Source organism: Sutcliffiella sp. NPDC057660, from assembly GCF_042800035.1.
In the GTDB taxonomy this organism is placed as follows: domain Bacteria; phylum Bacillota; class Bacilli; order Bacillales; family Bacillaceae_I; genus Sutcliffiella_A.
Genome location: NZ_JBHVHV010000006.1, coordinates 135,928 through 161,938 on the forward strand (window position 1 = coordinate 135,928; position 26,011 = coordinate 161,938).

The 26,011-nt window shown below is 42.6% G+C and carries 30 protein-coding genes; 10 read left to right on the top strand and 20 right to left on the bottom strand.

Annotated features, from left to right (window positions below; all coding sequences use genetic code 11):
- Positions 1-29: 29 nt before the first annotated feature.
- The 4 genes from ACFVAD_RS08170 to ACFVAD_RS08185 form a co-directional block, all read right to left on the bottom strand.
- Positions 30-1,637: a sensor domain-containing diguanylate cyclase gene (locus ACFVAD_RS08170; protein WP_386637961.1), complete on the bottom strand. Its 1,608-nt coding sequence runs from the start codon at positions 1,635-1,637 to the stop codon at positions 30-32.
- A gap of 374 nt (positions 1,638-2,011) precedes the next feature.
- A complete protein-coding gene (locus ACFVAD_RS08175) occupies positions 2,012-2,410 on the bottom strand; it encodes a VOC family protein (RefSeq protein WP_386637964.1) in 399 nt (132 codons plus the stop codon).
- A 22-nt stretch (positions 2,411-2,432) separates the two neighbouring features.
- Positions 2,433-2,798 carry a VOC family protein gene (locus ACFVAD_RS08180; RefSeq protein WP_386637967.1) on the bottom strand — a complete coding sequence of 122 codons (366 nt, stop codon included), beginning with the start codon at positions 2,796-2,798 and terminating at the stop codon, positions 2,433-2,435.
- Between the two features lie 58 nt (positions 2,799-2,856).
- Positions 2,857-3,510, bottom strand: coding sequence for a sigma-70 family RNA polymerase sigma factor (locus ACFVAD_RS08185; protein WP_386637970.1), 654 nt, complete (start codon positions 3,508-3,510; stop codon positions 2,857-2,859).
- Between the two features lie 153 nt (positions 3,511-3,663).
- Here ACFVAD_RS08185 and ACFVAD_RS08190 point away from each other — a divergent pair, with 153 nt between their 5' ends.
- The 3 genes from ACFVAD_RS08190 to ACFVAD_RS08200 are packed head-to-tail and all read left to right on the top strand — an operon-like array spanning position 3,664 to position 5,695.
- Positions 3,664-4,296 (top strand): YhbD family protein, encoded by a 633-nt coding sequence (locus ACFVAD_RS08190; protein WP_386637972.1) that lies wholly within the window; start codon positions 3,664-3,666, stop codon positions 4,294-4,296.
- A gap of 3 nt (positions 4,297-4,299) precedes the next feature.
- Positions 4,300-4,956, top strand: a complete 657-nt coding sequence (locus ACFVAD_RS08195; RefSeq protein WP_386637975.1) for a hypothetical protein — start codon at positions 4,300-4,302, stop codon at positions 4,954-4,956.
- A 13-nt stretch (positions 4,957-4,969) separates the two neighbouring features.
- Positions 4,970-5,695 carry a bactofilin family protein gene (locus ACFVAD_RS08200; RefSeq protein WP_386637978.1) on the top strand — a complete coding sequence of 242 codons (726 nt, stop codon included), beginning with the start codon at positions 4,970-4,972 and terminating at the stop codon, positions 5,693-5,695.
- Between the two features lie 55 nt (positions 5,696-5,750).
- Here the strand turns inward: ACFVAD_RS08200 and ACFVAD_RS08205 are convergent, their stop codons facing one another.
- The 9 genes from ACFVAD_RS08205 to ACFVAD_RS08245 form a co-directional block, all read right to left on the bottom strand.
- Positions 5,751-6,656 (bottom strand): HD domain-containing phosphohydrolase, encoded by a 906-nt coding sequence (locus ACFVAD_RS08205; RefSeq protein ID WP_386637980.1) that lies wholly within the window; start codon positions 6,654-6,656, stop codon positions 5,751-5,753.
- An 85-nt stretch (positions 6,657-6,741) separates the two neighbouring features.
- Entirely contained in the window at positions 6,742-7,191 is a 450-nt protein-coding gene (locus tag ACFVAD_RS08210; RefSeq protein WP_386637983.1) for a hypothetical protein, read from the bottom strand.
- Positions 7,192-7,628: 437 nt separating this feature from the next.
- Positions 7,629-8,570, bottom strand: a complete 942-nt coding sequence (locus ACFVAD_RS08215) for a DUF4097 family beta strand repeat-containing protein (RefSeq protein ID WP_386637986.1) — start codon at positions 8,568-8,570, stop codon at positions 7,629-7,631.
- A gap of 20 nt (positions 8,571-8,590) precedes the next feature.
- On the bottom strand, positions 8,591-9,601 hold the full coding sequence (locus ACFVAD_RS08220) for a DUF1835 domain-containing protein (protein WP_386637988.1): 1,011 nt from the start codon (positions 9,599-9,601) through the stop codon (positions 8,591-8,593).
- 121 nt (positions 9,602-9,722) lie between these two features.
- Positions 9,723-10,691, bottom strand: coding sequence for a carbohydrate kinase family protein (locus tag ACFVAD_RS08225; RefSeq protein WP_386637991.1), 969 nt, complete (start codon positions 10,689-10,691; stop codon positions 9,723-9,725).
- A 443-nt stretch (positions 10,692-11,134) separates the two neighbouring features.
- Positions 11,135-11,800, bottom strand: coding sequence for a type 1 glutamine amidotransferase domain-containing protein (locus ACFVAD_RS08230; RefSeq protein WP_386637993.1), 666 nt, complete (start codon positions 11,798-11,800; stop codon positions 11,135-11,137).
- A 116-nt stretch (positions 11,801-11,916) separates the two neighbouring features.
- Entirely contained in the window at positions 11,917-12,420 is a 504-nt protein-coding gene (locus ACFVAD_RS08235) for a response regulator (RefSeq protein WP_386637996.1), read from the bottom strand.
- An 81-nt stretch (positions 12,421-12,501) separates the two neighbouring features.
- Entirely contained in the window at positions 12,502-13,536 is a 1,035-nt protein-coding gene (gene desA / locus ACFVAD_RS08240) for a Delta(5) desaturase DesA (RefSeq protein ID WP_386637999.1), read from the bottom strand.
- A 421-nt stretch (positions 13,537-13,957) separates the two neighbouring features.
- On the bottom strand, positions 13,958-14,773 hold the full coding sequence (locus tag ACFVAD_RS08245; RefSeq protein ID WP_386638002.1) for an aminoglycoside adenylyltransferase domain-containing protein: 816 nt from the start codon (positions 14,771-14,773) through the stop codon (positions 13,958-13,960).
- Between the two features lie 184 nt (positions 14,774-14,957).
- Here ACFVAD_RS08245 and ACFVAD_RS08250 point away from each other — a divergent pair, with 184 nt between their 5' ends.
- From ACFVAD_RS08250 to ACFVAD_RS08260, 3 genes are all read left to right on the top strand, one after another.
- Entirely contained in the window at positions 14,958-15,305 is a 348-nt protein-coding gene (locus ACFVAD_RS08250; RefSeq protein ID WP_386638004.1) for an AbrB/MazE/SpoVT family DNA-binding domain-containing protein, read from the top strand.
- Positions 15,295-15,564: a cytotoxin gene (locus ACFVAD_RS08255; protein ID WP_386638006.1), complete on the top strand. Its 270-nt coding sequence runs from the start codon at positions 15,295-15,297 to the stop codon at positions 15,562-15,564. Before ACFVAD_RS08250 ends, ACFVAD_RS08255 begins: the two co-directional genes overlap by 11 nt.
- Before the next feature lie 93 nt (positions 15,565-15,657).
- Positions 15,658-16,365: a metallophosphoesterase family protein gene (locus tag ACFVAD_RS08260; protein WP_386638008.1), complete on the top strand. Its 708-nt coding sequence runs from the start codon at positions 15,658-15,660 to the stop codon at positions 16,363-16,365.
- Positions 16,366-16,416: 51 nt separating this feature from the next.
- Here the strand turns inward: ACFVAD_RS08260 and ACFVAD_RS08265 are convergent, their stop codons facing one another.
- Positions 16,417-17,244, bottom strand: a complete 828-nt coding sequence (locus ACFVAD_RS08265) for an STAS domain-containing protein (RefSeq protein ID WP_386638010.1) — start codon at positions 17,242-17,244, stop codon at positions 16,417-16,419.
- A 234-nt stretch (positions 17,245-17,478) separates the two neighbouring features.
- Positions 17,479-17,967 (bottom strand): hypothetical protein, encoded by a 489-nt coding sequence (locus ACFVAD_RS08270; protein ID WP_386638012.1) that lies wholly within the window; start codon positions 17,965-17,967, stop codon positions 17,479-17,481.
- A 144-nt stretch (positions 17,968-18,111) separates the two neighbouring features.
- Between ACFVAD_RS08270 and ACFVAD_RS08275 the strand changes: the two genes are divergently transcribed.
- Genes ACFVAD_RS08275 through ACFVAD_RS08285 form a run of 3 tightly spaced genes read left to right on the top strand, consistent with a single transcriptional unit; the run spans position 18,112 to position 19,025 of the window.
- Positions 18,112-18,324 carry a helix-turn-helix transcriptional regulator gene (locus ACFVAD_RS08275; RefSeq protein WP_386638015.1) on the top strand — a complete coding sequence of 71 codons (213 nt, stop codon included), beginning with the start codon at positions 18,112-18,114 and terminating at the stop codon, positions 18,322-18,324.
- A gap of 25 nt (positions 18,325-18,349) precedes the next feature.
- Positions 18,350-18,721 carry a hypothetical protein gene (locus tag ACFVAD_RS08280; RefSeq protein WP_386638017.1) on the top strand — a complete coding sequence of 124 codons (372 nt, stop codon included), beginning with the start codon at positions 18,350-18,352 and terminating at the stop codon, positions 18,719-18,721.
- 25 nt (positions 18,722-18,746) lie between these two features.
- Positions 18,747-19,025: a DUF3784 domain-containing protein gene (locus ACFVAD_RS08285; protein ID WP_386638020.1), complete on the top strand. Its 279-nt coding sequence runs from the start codon at positions 18,747-18,749 to the stop codon at positions 19,023-19,025.
- A 43-nt stretch (positions 19,026-19,068) separates the two neighbouring features.
- Here the strand turns inward: ACFVAD_RS08285 and fosM are convergent, their stop codons facing one another.
- The 5 genes from fosM to ACFVAD_RS08310 all read right to left on the bottom strand — a co-directional run bounded on the left by fosM (position 19,069) and on the right by ACFVAD_RS08310 (position 22,466).
- Complete coding sequence (gene fosM, locus ACFVAD_RS08290; protein WP_386638022.1) at positions 19,069-19,494, bottom strand: FosM family fosfomycin resistance protein; 426 nt, start codon at positions 19,492-19,494, stop codon at positions 19,069-19,071.
- 26 nt (positions 19,495-19,520) lie between these two features.
- The gene (locus ACFVAD_RS08295; protein ID WP_386638024.1) at positions 19,521-20,048 is read right to left on the bottom strand and encodes a DinB family protein; all 528 of its coding nucleotides are present in this window, start codon (positions 20,046-20,048) and stop codon (positions 19,521-19,523) included.
- 425 nt (positions 20,049-20,473) lie between these two features.
- The gene (locus tag ACFVAD_RS08300; RefSeq protein WP_386638027.1) at positions 20,474-20,935 is read right to left on the bottom strand and encodes an NUDIX domain-containing protein; all 462 of its coding nucleotides are present in this window, start codon (positions 20,933-20,935) and stop codon (positions 20,474-20,476) included.
- Entirely contained in the window at positions 20,932-21,555 is a 624-nt protein-coding gene (locus ACFVAD_RS08305; protein WP_386638029.1) for a histidine phosphatase family protein, read from the bottom strand. The genes ACFVAD_RS08300 and ACFVAD_RS08305 overlap by 4 nt, the downstream gene beginning before the upstream one ends.
- Positions 21,556-21,629: 74 nt before the next feature.
- The gene (locus ACFVAD_RS08310) at positions 21,630-22,466 is read right to left on the bottom strand and encodes a TetR/AcrR family transcriptional regulator (RefSeq protein WP_386638031.1); all 837 of its coding nucleotides are present in this window, start codon (positions 22,464-22,466) and stop codon (positions 21,630-21,632) included.
- A gap of 100 nt (positions 22,467-22,566) precedes the next feature.
- Here ACFVAD_RS08310 and ACFVAD_RS08315 point away from each other — a divergent pair, with 100 nt between their 5' ends.
- Positions 22,567-25,653: an efflux RND transporter permease subunit gene (locus tag ACFVAD_RS08315; protein WP_386638034.1), complete on the top strand. Its 3,087-nt coding sequence runs from the start codon at positions 22,567-22,569 to the stop codon at positions 25,651-25,653.
- The last annotated feature ends 358 nt before the right edge of the window (positions 25,654-26,011 follow it).

Below are 26,011 nucleotides of genomic sequence, written 5' to 3' on the forward strand. Positions count from 1 at the left end.
GCTTTTTTCTCCCAGTTGCATGTGCCTTGCTACTTAAATTGAATCCGATTCTTCCCAGTACGTTTAACCTCATATAAAGCCTCGTCCGCTCTTCTTATCACATCACTGACCCCACCAATGCCAGCGGTCCATACTGCCCCACCAATACTGCAGCCAACAAATACTGTTTCACCATCAATGGTATATGGTTTATTGACCTTGGTGATGACGCGTTCTCCCACTTTCAAGCCTTGTCCGGTTGGATCCGTGTCGCTGGAAAGTACAATGACAAATTCATCCCCTCCCATTCTTGCCACTAGTTCCTCACTTCGGATGCTTTGCTTCAAACGGGACGCCACTTCTATCAGCAGCTTGTCCCCTGCTTCATGACCTAGTTTGTCATTGACTTGCTTGAATCCATCGAGATCAAGGTAAAGAACGGTAATGGACTTGGATTGATCTATCGCCTTTTCCATATAGGAATCAAGCGCAATCCTATTAGGAAGGCCGGTCAGATGGTCATGGTGCGCGACGTCCGCCATTTCCACCAGAGCGGACTCGGTTTTGGTAAGATTATCAATGAGCTTTTTCAAGGAAAATGAGAGCACTTCAATTTCCTTGATTCCTTTATGATCGGGAATCTCCGCTTTCTCCCCCTGCCTCAAGAGGTCGGCAGCCTTTGTTATTTTCTTCAGCGGACCCGTGATTTTTCCTGCAACCACCCATCCGATTATTGCCAACACTCCCGCGAGGACAAAGCCTAAGATGTAGATGTACTGTTGCAATCCCGCCATCGGAGCATATGCGACCTCAATCGGTTGCCGAACCAGCACAGTCCATTCCAATCCGGGATAGTCCTTGTAGCCATCCGCAAGCACATACCCTGTCAGATATTCTTTTCCGTCCGGCCATGTTTCCAATACCCAATCGTTGTGCCCTTCTCTTGCATAGTCAATGCTTGAAAGATTCAGAGCCTTCCCAAGCTCTGTGTCCGGTCCAAGCAAAATGGTGTCATCAATGTTGCTGACAATATACATTTCGAGCTGATCCCTTTTATGGAGTGGATCCATGATGGCCTCCTGGATTTCTTTTGCCCACTCCCAGCTTAAATGCGCCGCCAGCACTCCCGTAAATTGGCCATCCTCATTAAAAATCGGGGTACTGATATCAACAAATTTTATTTCCTCCCCGCTTGGGTTTGGAAGCAGATCAGCGAGTAGAACCGCCTCATGAACATCCCCGATGAACGTCTCCTCTTGCGCTTCCAGGTAAACCGGACGAGTAGAAATATCCATCCCCTCCAACAATCCGTCTGTGGATGCAATCACCGTACCTTTGGCATCCGTAAGACCGATCCAAGAAAATGAAGGGAACGTCCCTTTCATCCGGTCAAACACATGTCGTGTATTCTCCAGATCGGTTTGCCTGATTTCATTCAGCTCGCTAAGCATCGACACTTCCCCGTAGCGCGTCCACATATAATGATCCAGCTTGTCCCCCATGATATAGGAAATCTCCCTGAGTGAATCCCCGATCTCATTCCGGACCTCCACCTTTGAACGATTGCCGATCGCAAAGCTTAATACAATGGTTAAAATGATAATTAATGCCGCAAATGACAGAGAAAGTAGTGTTCTAAGACTGCTAGAAATTTTCATAGTTCCCCCATGTTTGTTCTATTGAAATACAGTTCAATAGTAGCATAGAGATACTATCGTGAATATATGGGAAGTGGTGATTTTGTCGAAAAAAGTCATCTGGCCAGATTAGCTTATTTGGAGAAAGTTCAACAGAAAACGGAATTTGTTCGATAGAAGTGGGAAAAAGTTCGATAGAAGGCAAAAAAAGTTCAATAGAACCTCAAAAAAGTTCGATAGAAGGCAAAAAAAGTTCAATAGAACCTCAAAAAAGTACGATAGAAGGCAAAAAAAGTCCAATAGAACCTCAAAAAAGTACGATAGACACTGAAAACAGCGACCATCGCACCTCCCTTTCACCTTTCAACCCGCAAGAACCAAGGTGACCCCTCTCTTTATCTAGCATTTTTAAACTTCGGACTCAATTCACTCCACACATCGAACAGATTGCCATCCAAATCATAGAAAACAAAGTTGTTACCCGCGTGGCCGCGGTCTTCAACCTCCCCGACTTCGACTCCTTTTCCTTTTAAGAACGTATGTAAGGCAGAAAGTTCTTCAAATCCATCTACTTCAAATGTCATGGAGAAATGAAGGTTCCCATGAATGTCCTCAAAACCCAATCTCTCCCCTGGCTTAGCTTTGACAAGAAAAAAGCTTTGGTCGGCAAAATCCATAATCGCCTTGTCCTCATTGCGGAAATTTTCCACTGCACCCAAAATTTCCTGATACCAGTTTGAAGCAGTCTCCGGATTCGAAACCGGTATATAGGTCGTCCCTACTCTTTTTATCATTAAGTTATCCCCCTTGTTACTGTTAAAACTCCACCACACCAAGTGTATTGCCATCCGGATCATAGAAGTCGAAGAAACGCATTCCATCCGCCGAGTGGATTTCCCCAACGTTGTAGCCGTTTTCGACCAGAAAGGTATGAAATCCATCGACCTCTTCGATATAGAAATTGAATGGACTGTGAATGCGCTCCGGCAGCTTGTCAGTTTTGAAAATCGTTAATGCCGTTTTCACTTCTTCCCCTTCCTCATTAAAGCGGAAGCCGACATAGTTACCATCACCACTCCGATATACCACTCGGAAAGGAAACACCTTCATGTACCACTCCTCAGACCGCTGTAGATCCGTCACAGGAACAAAAACCGAATCAATTCTCTTCACACTTTTCATAAAAATCACCCCCTTTAATAAATAACGAGTTTACGAGCTGAAAAGATACGAAAATTTATTAAATTTCTTCTAAGATATCAAACGTATTGCCGTCCGGGTCTGTCAGCGTAAAAACAAAGTGCTTGTCACCGTTCTTGACCTTTACTCCCCTGGACACCAATATTCGATAAGTAGAAACGATTATTCTCGGATTATCCTCTCTTAATCCGTTTAGTAGACGGTTTATTAGTGAATCAATCGGCTCTCTTTTCTCAGGAGAATCCATCATCACCTTTAACGTCGTTCTCCCTCGATTCAACGCCGCTTTGACTCCCCCGGTTGTCATCCCTAGCATGTACGCCACCTCACTTGCTGAGAAGCCAAAATACTCCGTAAGCAAGATGGAAGCCGCTTGTTTAAAAGGTAGGAGAACAGTCAGCATTTCCACTGAATCCAACAGACTGATGTCAATTGTTAAAGGGGCCGGAATCAAATCGAATTCAAGCAGATCCACCCTCTTCCTTTTTCTGATCGTATCCCGCCACTGATTGGTAGCTGCTTTAAAAAGATACCCCTTTGGATTTGGATGAAGTTCCAGGTCAGACGCTCTTTTCATCATATTCATCACGGTATCCTGGAATAGGTCGTCCCCATCCCAGCGACTCCCTGTAATGGAATAACAGTAATTTTTCAACTCATGTAATAATGGATCAATTTGAGTACTAAGTTGCATAAAATACTCCTCTATTTCGTTTTAATGATAGACCTACTTCTTCAACTGGCAGTAATTTTCCTTCTTTTAAGCGGATTCTTTACATCATTTACAAACGTAACAGTGTTATGTTACACTGAATTCACATAATAGAATAATAACGGAGGAATTGCCATGGAAGAAGAATTAATTTCCAAGAAAGATTTGTTGGATGAGGCCAGTATTTCCTACGGTCAATTGTATCGCTGGAAGCGTAAAGACCTGATCCCTGAAGACTGGTTTGTTCGCAAGTCCACTTATACCGGGCAGGAAACCTTTTTTCCACGAGTAAAGATTTTGGACCGAATCAATAAAATAAAACAAATGAAAACGGACGTTTCTCTAGATGAGTTAGCTGAAATGTTCTCTCCCAACGCTAAACAGATTACCCTCACCAAAGATCAATTAATCAAACAGAACATTGTTACAGAGTCCATCCTTACGCTTTACTCAGAGCAAATCAGCCAGCAGGATACATTTGATTTTGAAGCGATTTTACACCTCTATCTCGCGAATAACCTGCTTCAAGAAGGGCAGATCGTATTGGATGAAGCGAAGATGATTCTTCATACTTTACAGGAGCATTATTCAAAAACGGATCAGAACAATGCAAAGCTGCTTGTTATAAGAAAAATGGGGGTGGCATTTGTGCTCCTCCTTGGTTCTGCCCATGATGTTTTTGCTGATAATCATGCGAAGGTTATTGTAGAGCTACAAATGGGAGCCGTTATAGAGGAATTAAAAAACAAGTTGGTAATGGGAGGGTAACAGATGACCGCTATCACAAAGAAAAATATCCGGATTTTTGGAGAAGGCACATCCACAGGTGGCATTTATAACAAAGTAAGCATCCATGGGCAAGGGCGTATCCGTGGGGATCTGCAATGTGACACGATGAAAATATTCGGGGATTTTAAAATGAACGGCAAAGCATCCGTTGACACGTTTAAGATGTTCGGAAACAGCAAGGTCTATGACGAGATCAAAGGCAGGAACTTTAAGGTTTTCGGCAACCTTGAGTTGATAAAGAAGATGACCGGTGATGCCTGCCTTGTGAGAGGCTGGCTGTCATCAAAAGAGTCAGTGGAACTCGATACTCTGTCCGTCAAAGGTGGATTGGATATCGAAGGACTTCTGAATGTAGGGAAATTAACCGTAACATTGGGGCATAGCACAAGCCGCATTAAAGAAATTGGCGGGGATACGATCAGCATCAAAGGCAAATGGCTTAACTTTTTCGGCGGAAAAAACCGGCTTATTGTGGAAAGCATCGAAGGAAACAACATCTATCTCGAACATACCACCGCAAAAGTAGTGCGGGGGAACCATGTCACCCTTGGGCCGGAATGTGATATAGAACTTGTAGAGTATCAGAACAGCTATAAATCCCATAAAACTGCAAATGCCCACAAAGTGAATCGACACTAAAGGAGATGACGAGATGCAAAATGTTGAAACAGAAGATTTAATAATTAATGGAAGTGGCAGTGTTGGAGGAGGAACATATAACAGGGTGCTCATTAATGGCAGTGGAACCATTGTCCATGATCTTAAGTGCGTGGATTTGGAGTGTAATGGTGCTGGTAAAATCACTGCAAACGTACACGCCATGAACACGACCATCAAGGGCAGTTCTACGATAACCGGGAATCTTTTATCCGAAAGAGTTCAGATTCAAGGTCATGCATCTGTAAAAGGACAGATGCATTTTCAGCAGATAGAAGTGATGGGTGCTACCACTGTAGGCAAAAGTGTCAAAGGCGAACAACTAACACTAGAAGGATCAATAGATATAGGGGAAGACTGCGAATGCGAAAGTTTTCAGGCATCAGGCTCTTTTAAAATCCAAGGTCTTCTTAATGCTGATACAATCAACGTTACGCTGCATGGGAAATCCTATGCAAAAGAAATCGGCGGAGAAACCATCACTGTCAAGAAAAGAAATACCCGTTCCATAATTGATAAATTCATCAAAACCTTCAGTAAGACCCTGAAGTCCGACGTAATAGAAGGCGACCACATCCACCTGGAATACACCAAGGCAAAAGTCGTACGGGGAAACATTATCACTTTAGGCCCAGGCTGCGAGATCGACTTAGTTGAATACAAACAGGAATTCAACGCAGACAAACATGCCATAGTTAAAGAGAAGAAGAAAATAGATTAATTTTCTTGAAGATAGAGTTTGAGAGAATGTGCGCAGAGTAACAACCAGAGGGACACTAGGAGAGGTGTCCCTCTTCTTTTAATATTTCTTCTAGGGCATTTACCACTTCATAATCATAATGAGTATGAGAAAGCCTTTTTAACTCACCAATTGCGAACTGGGGAGTAAAAGCTTTTCGATATGCTCGATCCTCGGTCATTGCATCATAAGCGTCACTTACCGCAATAATCCTAGCCTCTAATACAATGTCCTCACCTTTTATACCATGTGGGTAGCCACTACCATTAAGTCTTTCATGATGTTGTTCAATAATTTGGGCGATACCTTCGTAACACAGGTCCTTAACCATTTCCGCCCCGTCCAATGGGTGAAGCTTAATTATTGCAAACTCTTCTTCTGTTAACTTAGTCGGTTTGTTTAATATTTCAGGTGGCGTATTTATTTTCCCTATATCGTGCAGAACGGAAGAGATGTATAAATTCTCTAATTTATCTTTAACTAGCATCATCTTTTTAGCAATTTTTATGGAATATCTCGCTACTCTCTCATTGTGTTTATAGGTATACCGGTCCCTTGCTTCTACTTTTTCTACAATCTTTGTCAATTCTATTATGCTATTACTTAATTGATAAAAAGTTGGTTCTGTTACAATCCATAAATACATAACATCTGTAACAGCTGAAAAATGAACTGGCTCTTCAAGATTGATTGCTGTGTAATAATCGTGTGGGCCAAGCTTTATATTCTCCCCTTTGGTTTCACAGACAACCTCCCCTTCAAGTATATAGAAAAATTCCATAACGTTCGGATTTTCCCCTGGGTAGATATAGAATATATTGTCTTTTGCGATCGTCTGAATCATTACTTCAGCCCCATCACCTCTAGATAATAGACTAATATCGAAATTATCAAAAGTAACCTTTTCTAAGTTAGTACCTTTTCTGCCTATAGTAAAAGCCACTTATCTCACCTCTAATTATGTTTGAAAAAAGCGAGCCTGCAACCTCAGACTCGCTTTCTTTGGCGTTGTATGTACTGTATAAAATTCAATAACCTACCACACGTACAGGATCTATCTTCACTACTTTATCACCAAAACGGACATCGATCCAATTGCACTCCGCCTTTACACCAAGTTTTGCAACCTTATCAATTGTTTTAGTAGACAATTCCAACGTTTCGTCATACACTTTTGCAATAATTTTATCCCGTTTCTTCTCGTATTTCGCTGTTATCTCATTTTTAAGCTCTGTTCTTTTCTTCACATCATTTTCCAGCTTCTCGTCCTCTTCAAGCCTTTGAATATCCTTCAGATATTCAGCATAAAGTTTATCCGCCTTTGTGACTCCCTTTTCGATCTTTTTCTCAATCTCGAGATTCGTCTGTTCAATCATCTCCAATGCCTTTGCAATATCTTTTTCTTCAGAGGCAAATACAGGAGACGAAATCCCTAACATTAATATTGCAGTAAAAATAAGCGCCATTATCTTCTTCATGTTCCTTTCCCCCTCTTTTTTCTGGTCTTTAAAAAGGTCAATCATGAAGGCTCTTTTCGTATAGTTTGTTGCTTAGGACCGTAAAAAATCGGCTTTTGGATTTTTTACTGAGATAAACTTCGCATCATATAATATGTAAGTTAACTAATACACCGAAAAGAGCACGATGGTGAGTAAATTTACGTGCATATGTTGTATTCGTCAAAAACAACTATTTCTGCGAAAACAGCCATCATGAAACAGAAATATTGCTTTTGTGCAATTCGCTAAGAAGTCCCAAATTTCTTCATACTTTTACTCTTTCCCCCATAATTATACAAGGACCATATGCCTAAATCTATTATTTTTTTAAATATTTTGTTTTTTTTGACAAAAAGTCTGATACAAGAAAAAACACTCTTCACCAAAGTAAAGAGTGCCGTTTCATAAAATATTTCCTAGTTCAAACTGAAATCCCCTGACGTTGTCCTTACCTTCAACATGAACTTTCCGTCGCCGATCTTGCCTCGGATTTCGTCCTCCGCTTTTTCCTCGTACAGCATTTCCTCCAGGTTGACAGTGCCATCACCTGAGCTTGCACGGAAGTCGAGTGACAGGGAGGCTGGTGCATCGCGGAAGGATACTTTTACATCCCCACTTGTCGCTTCTGCTTGGATATTGCCCTGCACTTCCTTGTTATCAATCGTGATGTCCCCGGAAGATGCCTCCAAAGTCAGGTCACCTGCCGCATCATAGACGGTAATATCCCCTGAGGATGTATCAACGGTGACCTCTCCTTCCACTCCATCGAGTCTAATGTCCCCGCTGCTTGCTGACACAATAAACATTTCCGCTTTCACGTTAGTCAGACGCATGTCTCCGCTGCTGGCATCCAGTTCATAAAGAGATGCCACAGTAACGTCCTCGGCACGGATATCACCCGAACTTACTTCAGTAAGCATCTCCATTGCCCGGATTCCCTTGATTTCAAAGTCCCCTGACGATGCATAGAGGCGGATGGATTCATATTCTTTTTCCGGAAGCTCGATTACCATCTGCAGGTTGATCATGATGGTGCCGAAGCGGAAATTCGGCTCCTCAATTCCCACCTTTAGTGTATCTCCATTTTCCTTCACTTTCAGTTTAAAATCATCCTTATAACGCTCACTCACTTCCCCAGCAAGCTTCACATTTATTTCCTCACTGTTTGTCGATACCACTTTTACATCAATGGAGGACACGTCAACCTCCACCTTCTTTATTCCATCCCCATTTACTGATTTTGCATCCTGAAATCCTACCGTCTTAAACGAAAAAACATCCGTAAACTGCCCAGCAGCAACCGTTACTCCGACTACGATCAGAATTAGGATTAATAGGACTGTTCCCACTTTTTTCACGCTCCATCCCCTCTTTCTTTCTAATGCTTCACTCTCACACTGTAATTTCTCATTGCCTTTGGGATTCCTTTTATTTCAAGGATCCCGCGGTAGACAAAGGTTCTCAATCGGTATTCGAGAAAGGAATCATTCACCATGGCATCCAGGTGACCGTACATTTCGCCAATAATCCTTGCTGATTTGATAAAAGCATCCTTCCCGTGCTCCTTTTGTGCCTCCCTTGCATGATAGAGAAGCAGATCATCGTAATAGTCCTCAGGAACACCTTTGATTCGTCCTTCTTCCCAGATACGAAGCACTTCTGTTGTATTTGACAGCTCCGCCCATTCTTTCACAAAAAGGCGAATCTCCTCTTCTGATATAGGAGAGGAACCTTTTTTCTCCAAAATCTCCTTCAGCTTTTCCGGATGAGCTTCGGCAGTTTGACGAAGAAAGTGGAACGTATCCGATGTGTCATATAATTGTTTATACGCCATTGAAGTGTTGATGAGGCGAATCTCATTTGATTTATTTTGAAGAGCATGGAGGATATAGCTAACGAAAACTTGCTCGTCGGCGTTATCTGCTGTCCACAATACGATGGGCATCGCCTCCGGAATGGCACGGATCTCTTCCAAAACTTTCGCCAGCCTGCTTTCATATTCATCTTCCATGTAATCTCCATCAAAGTTAATATGATCCCTCAACCATTCATATCGCTCCTTGCGTCCTTTCTCTTCCTCAAGCTTCCATAATGGACCAATGGCAAAGAATTCCGGGAAACCAATTACTTTATGGTCCCGCTCCAGTCCAAACCTTAGAGACCCGGCAGCTGAATCCCCGGAGACAATATGAACTGTATGAAAGTCCTTTCTCGGCGGCGGAAGAAGTGATGAGCAATCTTGTATAATATGGTTGATTTCTTCCATGATTTCTTCTTTTGGAACATCATCAGAATACAGCACTTCCAGTCGTGCCAGAGCAAGAAAAAGAAACTCTCGTGCCTCACTTCCTGATAACTGCTCAATTGAATCTCGTATTTTTTGATGCATCTATGTACCCCCAAGGAATATTTTACCTATAACTAGATAATAGCAAATTACAAGCTTGAGTAGTTAATAAATGTAAAAAAACATCTATTCTCAAAAAGAGTAATAGATGTTTTTTTCTATATTAAATGGATAATCTGCTTCCCGTTACTTCCTCTAAACTAGGCAGAGCAGAAATCGCCCCTATCTTTGTACATACCAAAGCCCCGACTTTGTTGCTGAAAACGACCATTTCTTTCAGCCTTTCAAAGTCTTCTATGATACTTTTCGGATTTGGCACCATTGCCAACTGATGTAGCATAGCACCGACAAAGGCGTCACCTGCTCCGGTAGAGTCGATCGATTCCACTTCCATACTCGGAATGATTTCCGACTGTTGTCCATTGGATAGGAACGTTCCTGCTTTGCCTAATGTAACAGCGACGATACTTGTCCCCAGCTCATGTAAGACGGAAGCACCATTCTTCAGATCTGTTGTACCAGTGATGATTTCCATTTCTTCTTCACTTACTTTTACAAAATCCGCCAACCTAACCCCTTTTTGCGCCAGTTGCACAAAGTTTGGTACTCGCCCTCGCCAAAGGTCTTTTCTAAAGTTAGGGTCAAAGGAGAGGAATTTCCCAGCTTCCTTTCCCGCCTTCATTGTATGAAAATATGTGGTTTGGAATGGGTTTTCCAGCAATGCCGTTGCAGATCCGAAATGAAGGATCGAGCAATCCGCAAACTTGCTTTGATCAATCTCTTTTTCTGTCAGATAGGCATCCGCACCACGGTGAAAGGTAAAGTCCCTTTCTCCATTTGCTTTTAAGGACACAAATGCCAATGTTGTAGGATGCTTGTCATCCAATACGAGCATGGAAGTATCCACTTTTGACCTCTCTAAGGTTTGTTTCAAAAAGTGCCCGAATGGGTCATTCCCGACTTTGCCGCAGAACATGGCATGGCCGCCCAATTTCACGGCGGTTGCACAGACATTTGCCGGCGCTCCACCTGCCTGCTTCTCGAAATGCTTTCCTTCCACCAGGTCAATATTTACTTCGGTACAGAAAAAGTCGATCAGTAATTCTCCGATGCAAAAAATGGATCTGCTCAAAGTTGGATCACCGTCCTTTTATTAATAGTAGATTTTCAGGTTGAAATGGGTAAGAAGCAGAGCAGAAATTGCAAAAAAGCAACCTTTTCCACCAAGTTTCCGCTCCTGCACAAAATATTGTGTTACCCTCCCTGTTCCGAGAGGGTAATTATATGACTATTCTAACAGATTTGAATAGCATTCTAACAACTTTGGTGATCATTCTAACAGAATTCACAATCATTCTAACAACTTTGTCCAACATTCTAACAGATTCATCAATCATTCTAACAAATCGAGTTTTCAACATTCACTAACGAAAGCAAAGCAGCACGACTTCATTGAATGGTACCTATCACAGAATAAGCAGGCAGGAAAAACGGTTGTTTTTCCTGCCTGCTTATTTAGTATATACTAGACATCTCAACCCGATAGCCCACCGATCGATTCTATTAGCGGATAATCTAACCTAACCGCTCCACAACCGCTTTTGCCACACTGGTCGTAGACTGCGGGTTCTGCCCTGTAATCAGCTTCTTGTCCTCTTTCATGTGATCTGCCCAATTATCCTTGGCGATGAATTCCGCTCCTAGCTCACGAAGACGGGTTTCCAATAGGAATGGCACGTCCTTGTCGAGCGTTGTTTCTCGCTCCTCCTCATCTGTGAATGCAGTCAAAGTCTTACCTGCAACAAGTGGGGTATCATCGGATAGCTTCACGCCAACAAGTCCTGCAGGTCCGTGGCATACGGCTGCTACAATCTTGTCCTCTTCATACATATCACGAATTAGGTCCTGCAGGTATATGTTATCAGGGAAGTCAAACATCGTTCCGTGTCCCCCTGGAAGGAAGATGGCGTCGAATTTCGAAGAGTCGATCACTTCATCGAGTTTGATGGTGTCCTCCAGGTATTGGGCCGTATCCAGGATTTCCTGCGGTATTTCCCCTCCCTCCAGACTTCGCGCATCAACCGGGGCTTTTCCACCTTTCGGGCTTGCAACAGTAACCTCGTAACCCGCTTTCCTGAACTCCACATAAGCTTCTCCGAATTCGGAAAGCCAAAGCCCTGTTTCGTTCCCGTTCAACATTTTATCCGCTGTTGTCACTACCATAATTATATGTTTACTCATTACTGATTCCTCCTCCAATGTATTCTTTTTCGACATTTCTATATAATACCCGCCTTATATTTTTTCAATCATTTACAAAAAAAGACCATCCACCTCGAATACAAGGTGAATGGCCTTTAGCTGACAATATTGGATAAATAATTTTTCACTGCACGGATGGGTGTCGGGCGAAGAATCACTTTTTCCTCTTCCACCACATTCTCCTGCAAGTCTATGTCTGATTCAAAAACATCGTCTGCAAGATCTGGTTCATAGATTCTTTTTCCTTCTATAATAGACCGGACTGCGTCCACCAAGTCCTCACTCGGACCATCCTTCAGTAGATAGCCTAGGACTCCTGCATTTCTTGCCCGAAGGAAATAGCCGTCCCTGGCAAAGGTGGTCATGATGATCACCTTGCATTCCGACTCCTTCAAAACTTCTGCAGCTTCAAGCCCGCTCATCTGGGGCATTTCCACATCCATGATGCAAATATCTGGTTTCATTTCTTCAACCAGCCGCAGCGCTTCTTCCCCGTTTCGCGCCTGCCCGACAACTTCCATGTCATCTTCCAGGTTAAGGAGAGAGCCAATGGTTCCTAAAAGCATTTCTTGATCTTCTGCTATTACAATTCGAATCATGGGTGTTCTCTCCTTATCGGGTGGCTGATTTTAATGAAAGGCTCCCTTAGATTTAAGAGGAGCCTTTCAGAGTGAAGCATTTTATAGTTCAGGGTTCATTTCTCTGTTCATACTGCGTTTCACCATTTTTCTTGCTTCTCTGAACGTGACAAAGTTCTTTGTCTTTTCATCCCATAGACGGAACTTCAGAGAACGAAAGCTTGTCGCAAGCGTGATGGTTGGTACATTTTCCAAAGGTGGCGTGTTCTTGTGCGCCTCTTCAAGCATGTAGTTCGGTACTCTCGGGCTTAAATGGTGAACATGGTGGAAACCGATGTTCCCAGTCAGGAATTGAAGAAGCTTCGGAAGCTTGTAGAAAGAACTTCCTTCTACTGCCGCCAGTACATACTCCCATTCTTGATCAGGTTCAAAATAGGAATCCTCGAACGTATGCTGTACATAGAACAACCAGATACCGATGGATCCTGCTACCATAAAGATTGTACCGTGTACGATTAGAAATGACTGCCAGCCGATTGTCCAGCAAAGCAACGCGATTACAGCCACGATTAGAACATTCGTCAAGTATAGATTGTTGCGCTCTTTCTTACGGGCGTTTTTACGATTAAAGCGATTTCTCAAAGCGAATACCCAGATAGGTCCAAGTACGAACATGACAAACGGACTGCGATATAAACGATAGCCGATTTTAGTCTTTAATGGTGCTGCATTATATTCTTCCACTGTAAGCGTCCAGATGTCGCCTACCCCGCGCTTATCAAGATTACCACTAGTTGCGTGGTGGACAGCATGATCATGGCCCCATTGCTCATAAGGGAACAAAGTCAATACACCAGTGATGGTACCGACAATTCGGTTCCATTTGCGGTTTTTGAAGAAAGAGTGATGCGTGCAGTCATGGAAAATGATGAACACGCGTGTCATAAAGCCGGCTGCCAGAACCATCGGAACGAGTGCCAACCAATAGGAAACAGAAAGACTGATATAGGCAAGGTACCATAAAAAGAAGAATGGTCCTAGAGTATTAATGATCTGCCATACACTTTTCATTATCTGTGATTGTTCAAAGGGAGCCACTTGCTTTTTTAATGTTTTCGTATTATTTTGTGAAGTCATATATTCAAATTCCCTTCTTCTTAATGTTGTTATTTCACATTATAAACAAAGGAAAAAAAAATATTAGTAGCAGGTGTCATATGCAGAGTATGACAAATGTCATGTTAGGGGCTGGAAGTGTTGGTATTACTGGGTTTAGGATCGTAAAGTTTTTCTGAAATCAAGCATAAAAATGGCTGTTCCACTGTGATTTTCAGTGTTGGAACATGACATTTATCTATATGAATGCGGGCTGAGGGGAAATGCTTTGGGACCTTCTAGCTATTATTGGAGAGGTTCTAGCGATTCTGTTGGGACCTTCTAGCGATTATCGGCGAAGTTCTAGCGATTTTGTCCCGTTTTTTAGCGATTAGGGAAAACTTCTAGCGATTCGATAAAATCCCTTCCATACGACAAGGTGACACAATGAAGGAGAAGTATATCATCTTCTCCCATGCTTGTCAGCCTCCGCATTGCATCCCCCTATCACATACTCCATATAAGCCAACGCATCTGCACGTCTTTTTCTAACAGAGCGATATAGGGATTGCTTTTCTCCTTTTCGAAACCTTATCGCCTCTTCAATGATTTTGTGCCATTTCTCCGGCACGGTCCCAAGTGCATATTCCCCCGCACCTACCTTGGATGTCATATCCTTTTCCCGGATGGTATAGAACAGTCGGGTCACCCCGAGCACCCCCCATTCAATCGACCTAATACTCACAAAGGAACCGAAAAAGTTGATGGAAGGAAACCTCTTGCAACTATCCAGCCAATTTTGCCAGTATGTATTGATGTTATCCTTCTGATTTTTCAGTACGATATCAAAGTCCACGGAGTAGTCGAGCTGCTGTCCCTTTATGATGATTCCGTATTTTTTTAACTGAAAAGCATCTATGGAATCTTTGCTGAAGCTTCTTTTGCCTTTAAACTTCCCCTCTGAAAAATAATGGCTGGAAATGGCCCGTTGATTTTCTGCCTCCATTTCTTCCTTCACGAGATAATAACCATCCAAAGTCGTATGAGAAAATTTTTTCTGCATGTGCCTGTGGATATCTTTCAGTTTTTGTAAATCATCATCTTTTGGGTGTTGATTGATTAATGCAATAAAATCAATGTCACTGAATTTATTTTGGAATGCACCTAATGAAATGGAGCCATATATGTAAAAGTCCTGTATAAAGCCAGGTAGCGATCTTTCTACTCTTTCTATAAACTCATCAATTACTATCTTGATATCTCTCCGAATTCTATTCATTATTACTACCACCATTCAATGACATAGACTGACCCACAAAAATTTAACTTTGTATTTCAGCGGGAATCAAATCCTCTTTTTTTGAAAATTATAACAGAAACTTTAAGACAGTTTTTGTTTTTCTTGCTATTATGAAAGTATGTTTTTACTCATTTCAGAAATAATGGAAAGGAAGGTGCAGATTATGTCTTTAAACCAGACAGAAAGCAGGGATAAGATGAAAGAACGTTTGACTATTCGAAAAAACGGACAAGTCAGCTTGCCTAAAGCTTTTTTGGAGAAATTCAATTTAAACGAAGGAGATTATCTGGAATTAGTGGAAGAAAAAGGTGAAATTAGGCTAGTTCCCATAAAAGGAGATTCAGACTCCCAAAAATGGTTTGGGAAAGAGGAGTGGCAAAAAGCCGAGGAAGAAGCAGATCAAAATATAAAGAGAGGGCAAGTGAAAACTTTTGATAATGTGGAAGATGGTCTTGATTGGTTGGACAGTGATTCCTCCAAGAATTGGGCATACTCTGAGGATGACGAATGAAAATACAATTTACCAAAAGGTTTACAAGAAGAAACTAGATCAGCCATTTCAAGAATCTATTAAACAAGCAATTTTTCAGCTACAAATGGATTTCTCCCATCCTGCATTGCGTGTAAAAAAGATACAGGGATACCGCAATCCGAATATTTGGGAAGCAAGTGCAAATATGAACCTTCGTATTACTTTTGAAATTGAAAAACCCGATACTTTAGTATTTAGGAACTGTGGTCATCATGATGATACACTTAATTCTCCATAATTTTAATAACTTCCATACCCTCATTCATTATCTTCCATCATATTAATCTAGCTCCTCTTTTAAAAGATTCCATAAGAAAAGGATATGATATAAATGAAACGCATGCTCGCTATCAGTGATATTCATGGTGATATGGACAAATTCGAGAAACTTTTGAAACTGGTAGACTACAATAAAGATAAGGACCAATTGCTTCTGCTCGGCGATTATGTCGACCGGGGTCCCAACTCCCGGGCCGTTTTGGACAAGGTTATGGAGCTGACGTCGGAAGGCGCGATTGCCTTGATGGGCAACCACGATAAAATGATGATTGATGCGTTCGAGGATAACGATGACCCGAAGGCATTGAAGAGATGGTTCTATAATGGCGGAATCAAAACCCTCCAGAACTACGGGTACGAAATGGAGAAGGACGATGCAAAGTATTGGTATACGACAGATGAAATGCCAGAGAAAATTAAAATGAATGATGAGATCCGTCCACATATCGAATTCATCAAAGGGCTTCCCTTCTACCATGAAACCGACACCCATATTTTTGTCCATGCAGGTGTTCATCCGGAGACTCCCATTCATTCGACTGAGCCATACACCCTTGTGTGGATCCGTGATGAGTTCCATAAAGGATACAACGGGGAAAAAACGGTCGTCTTCGGTCATACCCCGGTAAAATATTTGCATCAGAAACCCGAGGTCTATTTTGGCGAAAATAAGATCATTGGAATTGATGGCGGCTGCGCGTATGGGGGCAGGCTTTATTGCTTGGAGGTTGAGGGCTTGCATATAGAATTTGTGGAATAATGACCACTAAATAGCAAAAAGTGGCCAATCCAATGTAATTGGCCACTTCTATTACACAACCAAATATTTCTTCAACGTCTGCTGCAAGGTCCCGTGTGTTTCAGCCTGATGATTGAAGGTCACTCCTAAACGGATCATGTTCCTGACAAGTTCCGCACGCATTCCTGTGATGACTGCCTTGCATCCCATCATCGTTACCCCGCTCAGAATGTTTTCAAAATGGACGATTACATCTTCATCCATTTCTGTCAATCCGGAAAGGTCCATTATCAATGTTTCCAGCTTCAGTCTGGAAATATCCATCAACACTTTTTGTTCAATCGTCTGCATACGGTAGTCATCAACAGATCCAATCAATGGCAGCACTGCAACAGTAGGGCTGACCGGGATGATGGGAACGGATAGATGCTCGACAAGTTTTCTTTGGGAATTCAGCAGTTCATCCTTGTATTCTGAATAGCTGAGGAAAAAATTATTAATGAAAGAGTCGATGGAATCATTGACCTTTCTTTCAAGATCAAAGAAATCATCTCTTGTGAAAGTGGTTTCCTTAAATTTTTCATACTTATGTAGGAAATGCCATAGAGTACGTCTGATAGCCTGTACCCATTCAAGCTTAAAAGATAGCGTTAAGGCATGCTGCGCCCATGCAACTCCCTCAATTATTGCAAAATCAATCAGTTCTTGCTCTTTCTCTTCTACAACATAAATGACGAGGTTTTGTGCATTCTTCAAAAGGTCAATGTTTCCCGTGTTCAAAATATCATTGATTTTGCCCGCTACATTCACCGCTTCGGAGAGCAGCTTCGCCTCGAACTTATCTTGATTATCTTTAATGAAATTTGTCAGTTCCGAATTTCGGTTAAATTTCACCTTCATTTTCATAAACTCTCCTCGCTATTTTTTCTTTATGGAATGAGCTAAAAAATGTGAATTAATAATGTAGTATTTCTATAAAAACCATCAAATTCCTGCTTTTCATTCGACAAAAAATGCAGATGCAGATTCATCATGCCACGCCTAGTCTCATCTATATAGCAAATATACCACCATGAAGCAAAATAAAAAAGCAGACCGGATTTTTTAGGTCTGCTTTTATTTACGCTTACACTGTTACTCCCTTCTCCTACCTTTTATCATTATCAATAAAATGACACCCGCGAAAACCAATACTCCCAAAGAGAATATCAAAATCAAGGAGACATCAACCCGTTTCATTTCCTCTACTGCCGAACTCTCAACTTCTATCGTCGATGCATATTTCCCATCCCGTTCCGCTTTTAAATACTGTCCTTCCGACTCTTCCACCGCTATCATATCTTCGGTGTTGACTCCTTTGATGGAGTAATATTTAGTGCCTACAGGATAGGCATTCGAGAAGTTTCCAGGCAGGCTCTCCATGTCGGAATACTGCGTCACGCTTCCTATTTCCTTCTCCACTTCCTCTTCCCCTACGCTCTCCTCACTTACCACATATATATAACCCTCATACACCACAAACGAATAGGCCCAGGATGTTGCTGATGCCTTACCTGGATAGGAAAGTGCCACCAGCATAATGATGAAAACTAATAATGAATATATGCACCTGCTTGTTTTCATTTTAAATCCCCCTTTATCATCTTTAGACGGAAGATTTAAAAAATAGTTTCTTTGAGTATTTGTAAAATATATTTGCATAAAGTAATATATATATTACAATATTCATAAATATTCCTAATATGGTAAGAAGGGGGTGCGAGGATTTTGGAGGAAGTTCTCACTAGGAATAGAGTGAAGATTGCTCGAATAGAGAAGGGGAATCTTACACAAGGCGAACTCGCCAAGCTGGTCGGCGTGACGCGCCAGACAATGAATCTGATTGAAGCGAATAAATATAATCCCACCATTCGAGTCTGTTTACTCATAAGCAAGTATCTGGAACGTCCTTTGGATGACTTGTTCTGGTTGGAAGAATAACAATACAAAAAGGAGGTGATCTTTCATGTCAATTAGTTGGATGAAAATGATGATAAGCATCGTTGCTGGAATCGGCATAGTAACTGTATTAACCGGAGGATATCAATGGGGGATTTTTGCAGGAGTAATTGTAGGTGTTGGCAGCGTTAAATGGCTCAGATTAAAGAAGCAGGAAGAAAATGAGGAAATCGTGTATGACGAGAGAGTGAACAACGTTATTAAAAAGCTTTCTTTCCAGACACTGGCCATCTCCAATTGTCTTCTGCTGCTCTATTTTCTATTAAGCAATGAAATTCTGCAGACACCTCTGATCAACACTAACTTCTTGATCCTTTACCTCAGCCTGACACTCTTTATTTCTTTCTATCTAATACCTTTCATTGCAAGGAAAAATTAGCGTTCACTCGGAGAGGATGAATTGTATGAATGAACATTTTATCATCATCGGATTACTATTGATTGCACTGGCATTTCTCATTGGTGTTAAAAAACAAACATGGCTGCTCGCCGGATTTAACCAAAAACGTGTGAAAGACCAGGATAAACTCGCCAAGCTGTTGGGAGTCTATAATTTGGTAATGGGGCTGATCCTGCTTGCTGCGGCTTTTATAGATTTCACCTATAATGATTTAGTGATGCCGGTACTATTGATCGGCTATGTGATTCTACTTGGATATGTGAATACGCGCATGGTGGCATAAAAAAAGGAAAAGGCAGTGATGCAGAGAGCATTGCCTTTTCCTTTCATCTATCAAAAAACTCCATATGCGGTTTTTCTTTCCTATAGTAATCCAATCGATCCTGCAAAGTCCCTGTATGAAACTCAAACTTATGGCCATCCGGATCTGTAAAATAGATGGATTGCTTATCTCGTTCATCCCTCGGACGCCCTGAAAGGATATTCACATTCCACTGCTTCAGCTTGTCATACAAATCCACAATTTCGGCTTCATCGATAGAAAATGCTATATGCGTGTACGACTGATTAATTTCATTGCGAGGTATGTCTTTCTCTTCATTAAGAGCAAGCCACATACCATGGAGATCAAAGTAAGCCGTGCTTCTCCCTTTTACGAGCAGCTTCGCATCAAATACATTTTGGTAGAATTCGATTGACTTTTGCAGATTGGATACGGAAAAAAGGAAATGGTTGAGACCTTTTATGGACACTTGTAATCACCTCAAAACCCAGCTGTTCACTTGTTTTTCAATATGCTTAAATAAGCCTCCCACGGTCCCACTTCGGTCCTGTACCTCTTCGCCATAACCCGGACTATCTGGCTGATATGGGTCAGGTCGTGGACCATCCATGTAGCCAGAAGCTCTCTTAATTTCACTTCGCCGAATTCGGGATGGATGCCCTTTAAGTCCAAATGCTGATCGGTGTTAATTTGTTTTTGCAGCACGGTGACATTGTGCTCCCTGAGTGAAGCGAATTCCTGTAAAGCTTGTTCGACGGTCCTACTCTCTTGCCCGTTTAGATGCGAAAAGCGGTCAAACGGCGGGAAACGCTTCATTCCTTCATCGTTCAGGATAGACTCAATTCTTGGAATCCAGTTTGTTTTTTCACATTCAATAAGATGCTCCACCACCTCAGCGGCATTCCACGTACCTTCCCCTTCGTTGCTATGCAACCAGTCACTCGTCAGACCGGAAAGCATCACTTCAAGTGTTTTGGGTGTCCGTTCGAGTATCTCAATGGCTTCTTTCAGGTAGAAATTCATTGCAGAGCTCTCCTCCTCTTCTTTTTAAATGGACTAATTCCATAATGGAGTGCTGAACTCCTTCTTGCTTGGTGATACAGCTGCAGGAAAATGAGGGTTTACTTGTGGATAATCCATTCTTTCAGGTAAGTTTCCGTGGATTTTGGGGACAATTCGCATTTTTTTGTGGAAAAGCATTCAGTACACGAGTGGAGACTGGTTGGATCCGGGGCTTCATTTCACTTATGCACAAACTTTAGGGTGATGCGCACAAAAATTTCGTTTTCCGCTCAATTTTGGGGAGTTTACGGTGAAAAAATCCCATTTACGCTGAAAAACGGAGCAGTTATGCACAAAACTGTTTTTCTGCTACAAAAATCATTGACCGGACACGCTCAGCAACTCAGATCCTCCATAAAAGAAGCAGCCCATCACAGGCTGCTTCCCTATTGAATCTGATTTTTCACTTTCCCCCATAATTCCTTCGTATCCGAATGCGTCAATCGCCCTTCCACTTCTTCCACCTTATAGAATCTCGCTTCCTTTATCTCTTTATCCACAGGCTGGAGCTTGTCTTCATCCCCCAGATATTCCAAAAGGAACATCTCTGTTTCCTGTCTTTCATACCCGCTTTTCTCCACGATGATAGGTGGGAACGGGAAGCAGATTTTCTCCTCCAACTTCCTGACAATTTTATATTCAGTGGAACCGGTTTCCTCCTGCAACTCCCTCAAAAGGGCTTCCTCCAGACTGCCATCCTTCTCCTCCATGCCGCCTTTTGGAAAATCCCATTCCCCTTCGGCAGGTCCATCCCAATCCTCTAGTAAACTTGCCATTACTTTATTAACGAGCAGTACATTTTGTCCCTTATAGATGACCGCACCGACCGCTTTTCGAACACTTTTCAATGGAACGTCACCTCTTCTCGATGGGATACGTCCCCCTCTAGGATGATGTTCACCTGCTCCCCTTCGAGTTCCATCACCGTCAGGCAGGTGTCATGTATATAGGCTCCCTCCCAGAATTTCTCGAGCGGCAGCTTTTTCATATGTAAGAGTAATGCCTTAATAAAGACGGTGTGGGTCACAATCAGGACATTACCGCTTGTGTGCTCGTTCTTCAAACGGGTCAGAAAACTTGCAACCCGTGTCCCCAACTGTTCAAAGCTCTCCCCGGATTCTGACCTATAAAGATGCGGCGTATTCCAGAAAGCCTTGTACCCCTCTGGATAGGTTTCCTGAAGAGATGTGTGGGTCTGTCCCTCCCAATCTCCCATATTGATTTCGCGCAGATTTTCGTCTTGTAAAATGGCAGTCTTCTTTTCTCCAAGTATCAAATCAGTAGTTGCAAGAGTGCGTTGGCTTGGGCTCGAATAGACCGCCGAAAACTCAATATCCTTCAACCGCTCACCCAACAGTCGGGCATTCCGCTTGCCGTTCTCTGTCAGCTCCGAGTCCTTCCATCCCTGCAATTTCTTCTCGGTGTTCCAAAGCGTTTCCCCGTGTCTTGTGATATAAAGTGTCAGCATTCTTGTTTATCCCCCTCTGTTATTGTAATATTTTACCTTATCTATAAAACAAAAAGATAGCAGAAAAAAACCCGCTATCTTTTTTCCTCATAACTCTCCAGCAGATAGGCAACCCATTTACAGTGGGGTTCCTTCCGTATATTTTCCATCAGTCCTTTAACAATGGCAGGACTGAGCGAAGGATTGTTCAGGTGTTCTTTTAAGAGCATTAACGACTCTTTTGCTATAGGCTCCTCCACTTCCAAAACCTTCTGCTCCATCAGCTCCAGGATCTGCACTTTTGTCATTTCCTTTTGCTCCACCGGCATTTTGAACATTTCTATCAGCTCTTCTGAGATGAAAGGAATCGTAGAATGCTTGGCCAGCAGGTTGGTTTTTTCCACTAAGGATCGGGCAAGCAGATCTACATTCAGTTCCAGATTGCAGAAAAGGAACAGCTCGGAATAGATTCGGACAAAGCCTTTGATGCAGTAGATCAGATCATATTTTGTATGAAGGATTTCCTCCCCATACAACCGCTCCACCATTATAAGGAGGCTTTCATCAAAACGGCTATCGTAGCTGCGCATTTTCAGGATGACCTCCTCATTCAAGTAGTGTGCAGGCTCCTTCATCAGAACCTTGGCGAAATCGGAATGCTTATAAAAGGACTCCAGCATCGCGTAATAGTATTTATATAAAAGCTCTCTTTCATCGGCGTTTCTGACTATATGGTCAATCTCCGTTAATATCTCTATCATAAAGTGGTCAATCAAGCCAAGAATCAGCTCGTCCTTCGACTTGAAGGACAAGTAGAAGGCACCTTTTGAAATCCCGCAGCGTTCAGTGATCTGCTGGACAGAAGTTGCTTCGAATCCTTGTTCGGCAAAGAGCTCGAGTGCTTTTTCCATAATCAATTGTTTCTTCATCATATCTTCGCAACTCTCCTATACCATTTTCGTTGACAAATGACTACGTAGTCATTAGTATATGTAATTGAGCTTAACAAGTCAATTAGGGGTAGGTGTAACAGTGAAAGGGTTAGTCAATTTTGTTATAAGAAATAAACTTGCAGTATGGCTGCTTACTATTATCATCACCGTATCCGGGATCTATTCCGGAACCAAGATGAAAATGGAGACTATACCGGATATCTCCATCCCATTTCTGATGGTCATGGATGTGTATCCAGGTGCCACTCCGGAAAAAGTGATGAAGGATGTCTCCATGCCTATGGAACAGGCAGTTGAAAATCTGGAAAATGTGAAATCCGTCTATTCCAATTCCTATTCTAACGTAGCAAGTCTGCAAGTGGAATATGAATATGGTATCGATATGGATGAGGCCAAGCGCCAATTGGAATCAGCCTTGGACTCCGTGACATTGCCGGAAGGCGCACAAGAGCCGACCGTAACGGCGATCAGCATGAATATGATGCCGGTTGTCGCACTTAGCGTCAGCAGTGAAACAGAGGATATCGTGGAATTATCTTCGACAGTCGAAGAAGTCCTCCTTCCTAAAATAGAGAAAATTGAAGGTGTCGCTTCCGCTACCATTACTGGTCAGCATATAGAAGAGGTGCAGCTCAGCTATAACCAAGAGAAAATGGCGGAGCTTGGCCTGAAAGAAGAAGATGTAAAACAGATGATCCAGGCAAGTGATATGGCTGTATCACTCGGTCTTTATGAATTTGAAGAAGGCGAAGAAGCCGTGGCAATCGACGGCAAATTCATGACAGCGGATGAATTGAAGGAAATGCTGATCCCTGTCACTCCAACTGAAACGAACCAGGTTCCGTTTGTGAAGCTTGGGGATATCGCATCCATTGAAGTGATTGGAAAAGTGCAATCCGTTTCCCGTACGAACGGTGCAGATGCGATCGCCATCCAGATCGTTAAGGGCCAGCAGGCCAACACGGTGGATGTGGTCAATGATGTAAAAGAACTGATTGAAGAAGAACAAGATCGAATCGACGGACTTGTAGTCGATGTCACCCTTGACCAAGGGGAGCCAATTGAGAAATCGGTGGCAACCATGGTGGAAAAAGCATTGTACGGCGGCTTGATTGCCGTATTGATCATTCTGCTATTCCTGCGTGATATCAAATCGACGATCATATCGATTGTTTCCATTCCGGTTTCTATTTTCATGGCATTATTGCTGCTGAACTGGATGGATATCACTTTGAATATTATGACGCTCGGTGCCATTACCGTTGCAATCGGTCGTGTTATCGATGACTCGATTGTAGTTGTGGAAAACATTTATCGACGCCTGCATTTAAAAGAAGAGAATTTATCAGGACGTGCACTTGTCCGCGAAGCGACGATTGAAATGTTCAAACCGATCCTGTCCTCGACATTAGTAACGGTTGCAGTATTTGCTCCGCTTATCTTTGTCGGCGGAATGGTCGGCGAGTTGTTCATGCCATTCGCTTTGACAATGTCATTTGCCCTTGGTGCGTCCCTGTTTGTGGCGATCACCATTGTTCCTGCGTTATCTCACTTCCTTTTCAAGAAAAAGCTATACAGTGAGAAAACGGAAAGCAATCATCATAAAGAAACAGGCAAACTGGCTAAATGGTACAAAGGAATCCTTTCTTGGACCCTTAACCACAAAATCATCACCTCTATCATTTCTGTTCTACTATTGGTTGGAAGCTTGGCCCTTACGCCAATCATCGGCTTCAGCTTCATGGGCAGTGAAGAGGAAAAAGTGATGTATCTGACGTACACACCTGAAGCTGGCGAGCTGATGGAAGATACGTTGGCTAACGTTGAGGTTGTAGAAAAAGAATTGATGAAACGTGAGGATATTGATATTGTCCAGCTTTCTGTTGCGGAAAGCGGAGACCCGATGTCCGCTATGATGGGCGGTGGCTCGGATGGCGTATTGATGTATCTGATTTTTGATAAAGACATGGAAAACTTCCCGGAAGCACGCGAAGACGTGGAGGAATACGTGTTCAACATCGGCCAATCCGGCGAATGGAAGAGCCAGAACTTCGCTGCTGCCGGTGGCATGGCATCCAATGAATTGAGCTATACCTTCTATAGTGAGGATCTCGATAAGTTGAATGACGCAGTAAAAACGGTGGAAGAAGTATTGGCTGAAAATGACGGCCTGAAAGACGTTTCCTCAAGCGCTGAGGATGCCTATGTGGAGCATACCTTCAAAATTGCCCAGGATGAACTTCTCCAATACGGCCTGACTACCGGTCAGCTCGTCATGATGCTAAGTCCGAAGCAGGAAGAAACACTGACAACCGTGGAAAATGACGGGGAATCCATCGAGGTGATTGTTCAGCAAGAAAAGACGGAGCAGCCTAAGTCCATCGAGGATATCCTGGCAACACCAATCCCTACTGCCATGGGCACGCCTATCCCGCTTTCCGAGCTTGTGACTGTGGAAGAAGGCACCACGATGAACACCCTTTCCCGCAGTAAAGGTGAGTACCATGCTTCTGTTTCCGGTACCATTGTAGGCGATGATATTTCGAAGGCAACCGCGGAAGTAGATGAAGCCTTGGAAGAATTGGATCTGCCAAAAGGTGTGACAATGGAAGTTGCCGGTGTCACAGCAGATATGAACGAAACATTTACACAACTTGGATTGGCGATGCTTGCCGCTATCGCAATCGTCTACTTCATCCTTGTTGTCACATTCGGTGAAGGTGTCGCACCATTTGCGATTCTGTTCTCCTTGCCGTTTGCCGTAATCGGCGCATTTGTCGGTCTATTGATAGGCGGGGAAACGATTAGCGTACCGGTTATGATGGGTCTATTGATGCTCATCGGGATTGTCGTAACGAATGCAATCGTTCTTGTCGACCGTATCATCCATATGGAACGTGACGGCATGACAATGCGTGAAGCAATTCTTGAAGCGGGGGCAACCCGTCTTCGTCCGATTTTGATGACAGCAATTGCAACAATCGGAGCATTGATTCCACTTGCGATCGGTTCAGGCGGTGGCGGATTGATTTCCAAAGGACTTGGAATCACTGTTATCGGCGGATTGACTAGTTCAACCTTATTGACATTGATAATCGTACCGATTATGTATGAAGTGTTGTCGAAGATATTTAAGAAGAATCGTAAAGAGATTCAAGAAAACTGATAGAAATAGAATGTGTAAAGCCCAGCAAGGCGGTTGATGCCTTGCTGGGCTTTTTGTTTACCATAACGGGGTCTGGCCCCTCAACTCAGGTCACGGTGACAAAGTAGTCTCCATTCGGATATTCTGCCTCCGGATACCAGCGCAGTCCATAGATGGAATGCTCGTTCTCGATGTTCGCTTCTTCCAGAACATTTCCTTAGATTTCAAAGTGCCAGTCCAGACGTTTATAGACGAATACAGTGATGGAAGATGGTTTGTTCTGATTGATGTTACTTACTGATACAGACATATGATAAATGAATGGATCTCCGAATTTACATAATAGACATCCAACCTATGAAAAGGCTCTATTTTGCAA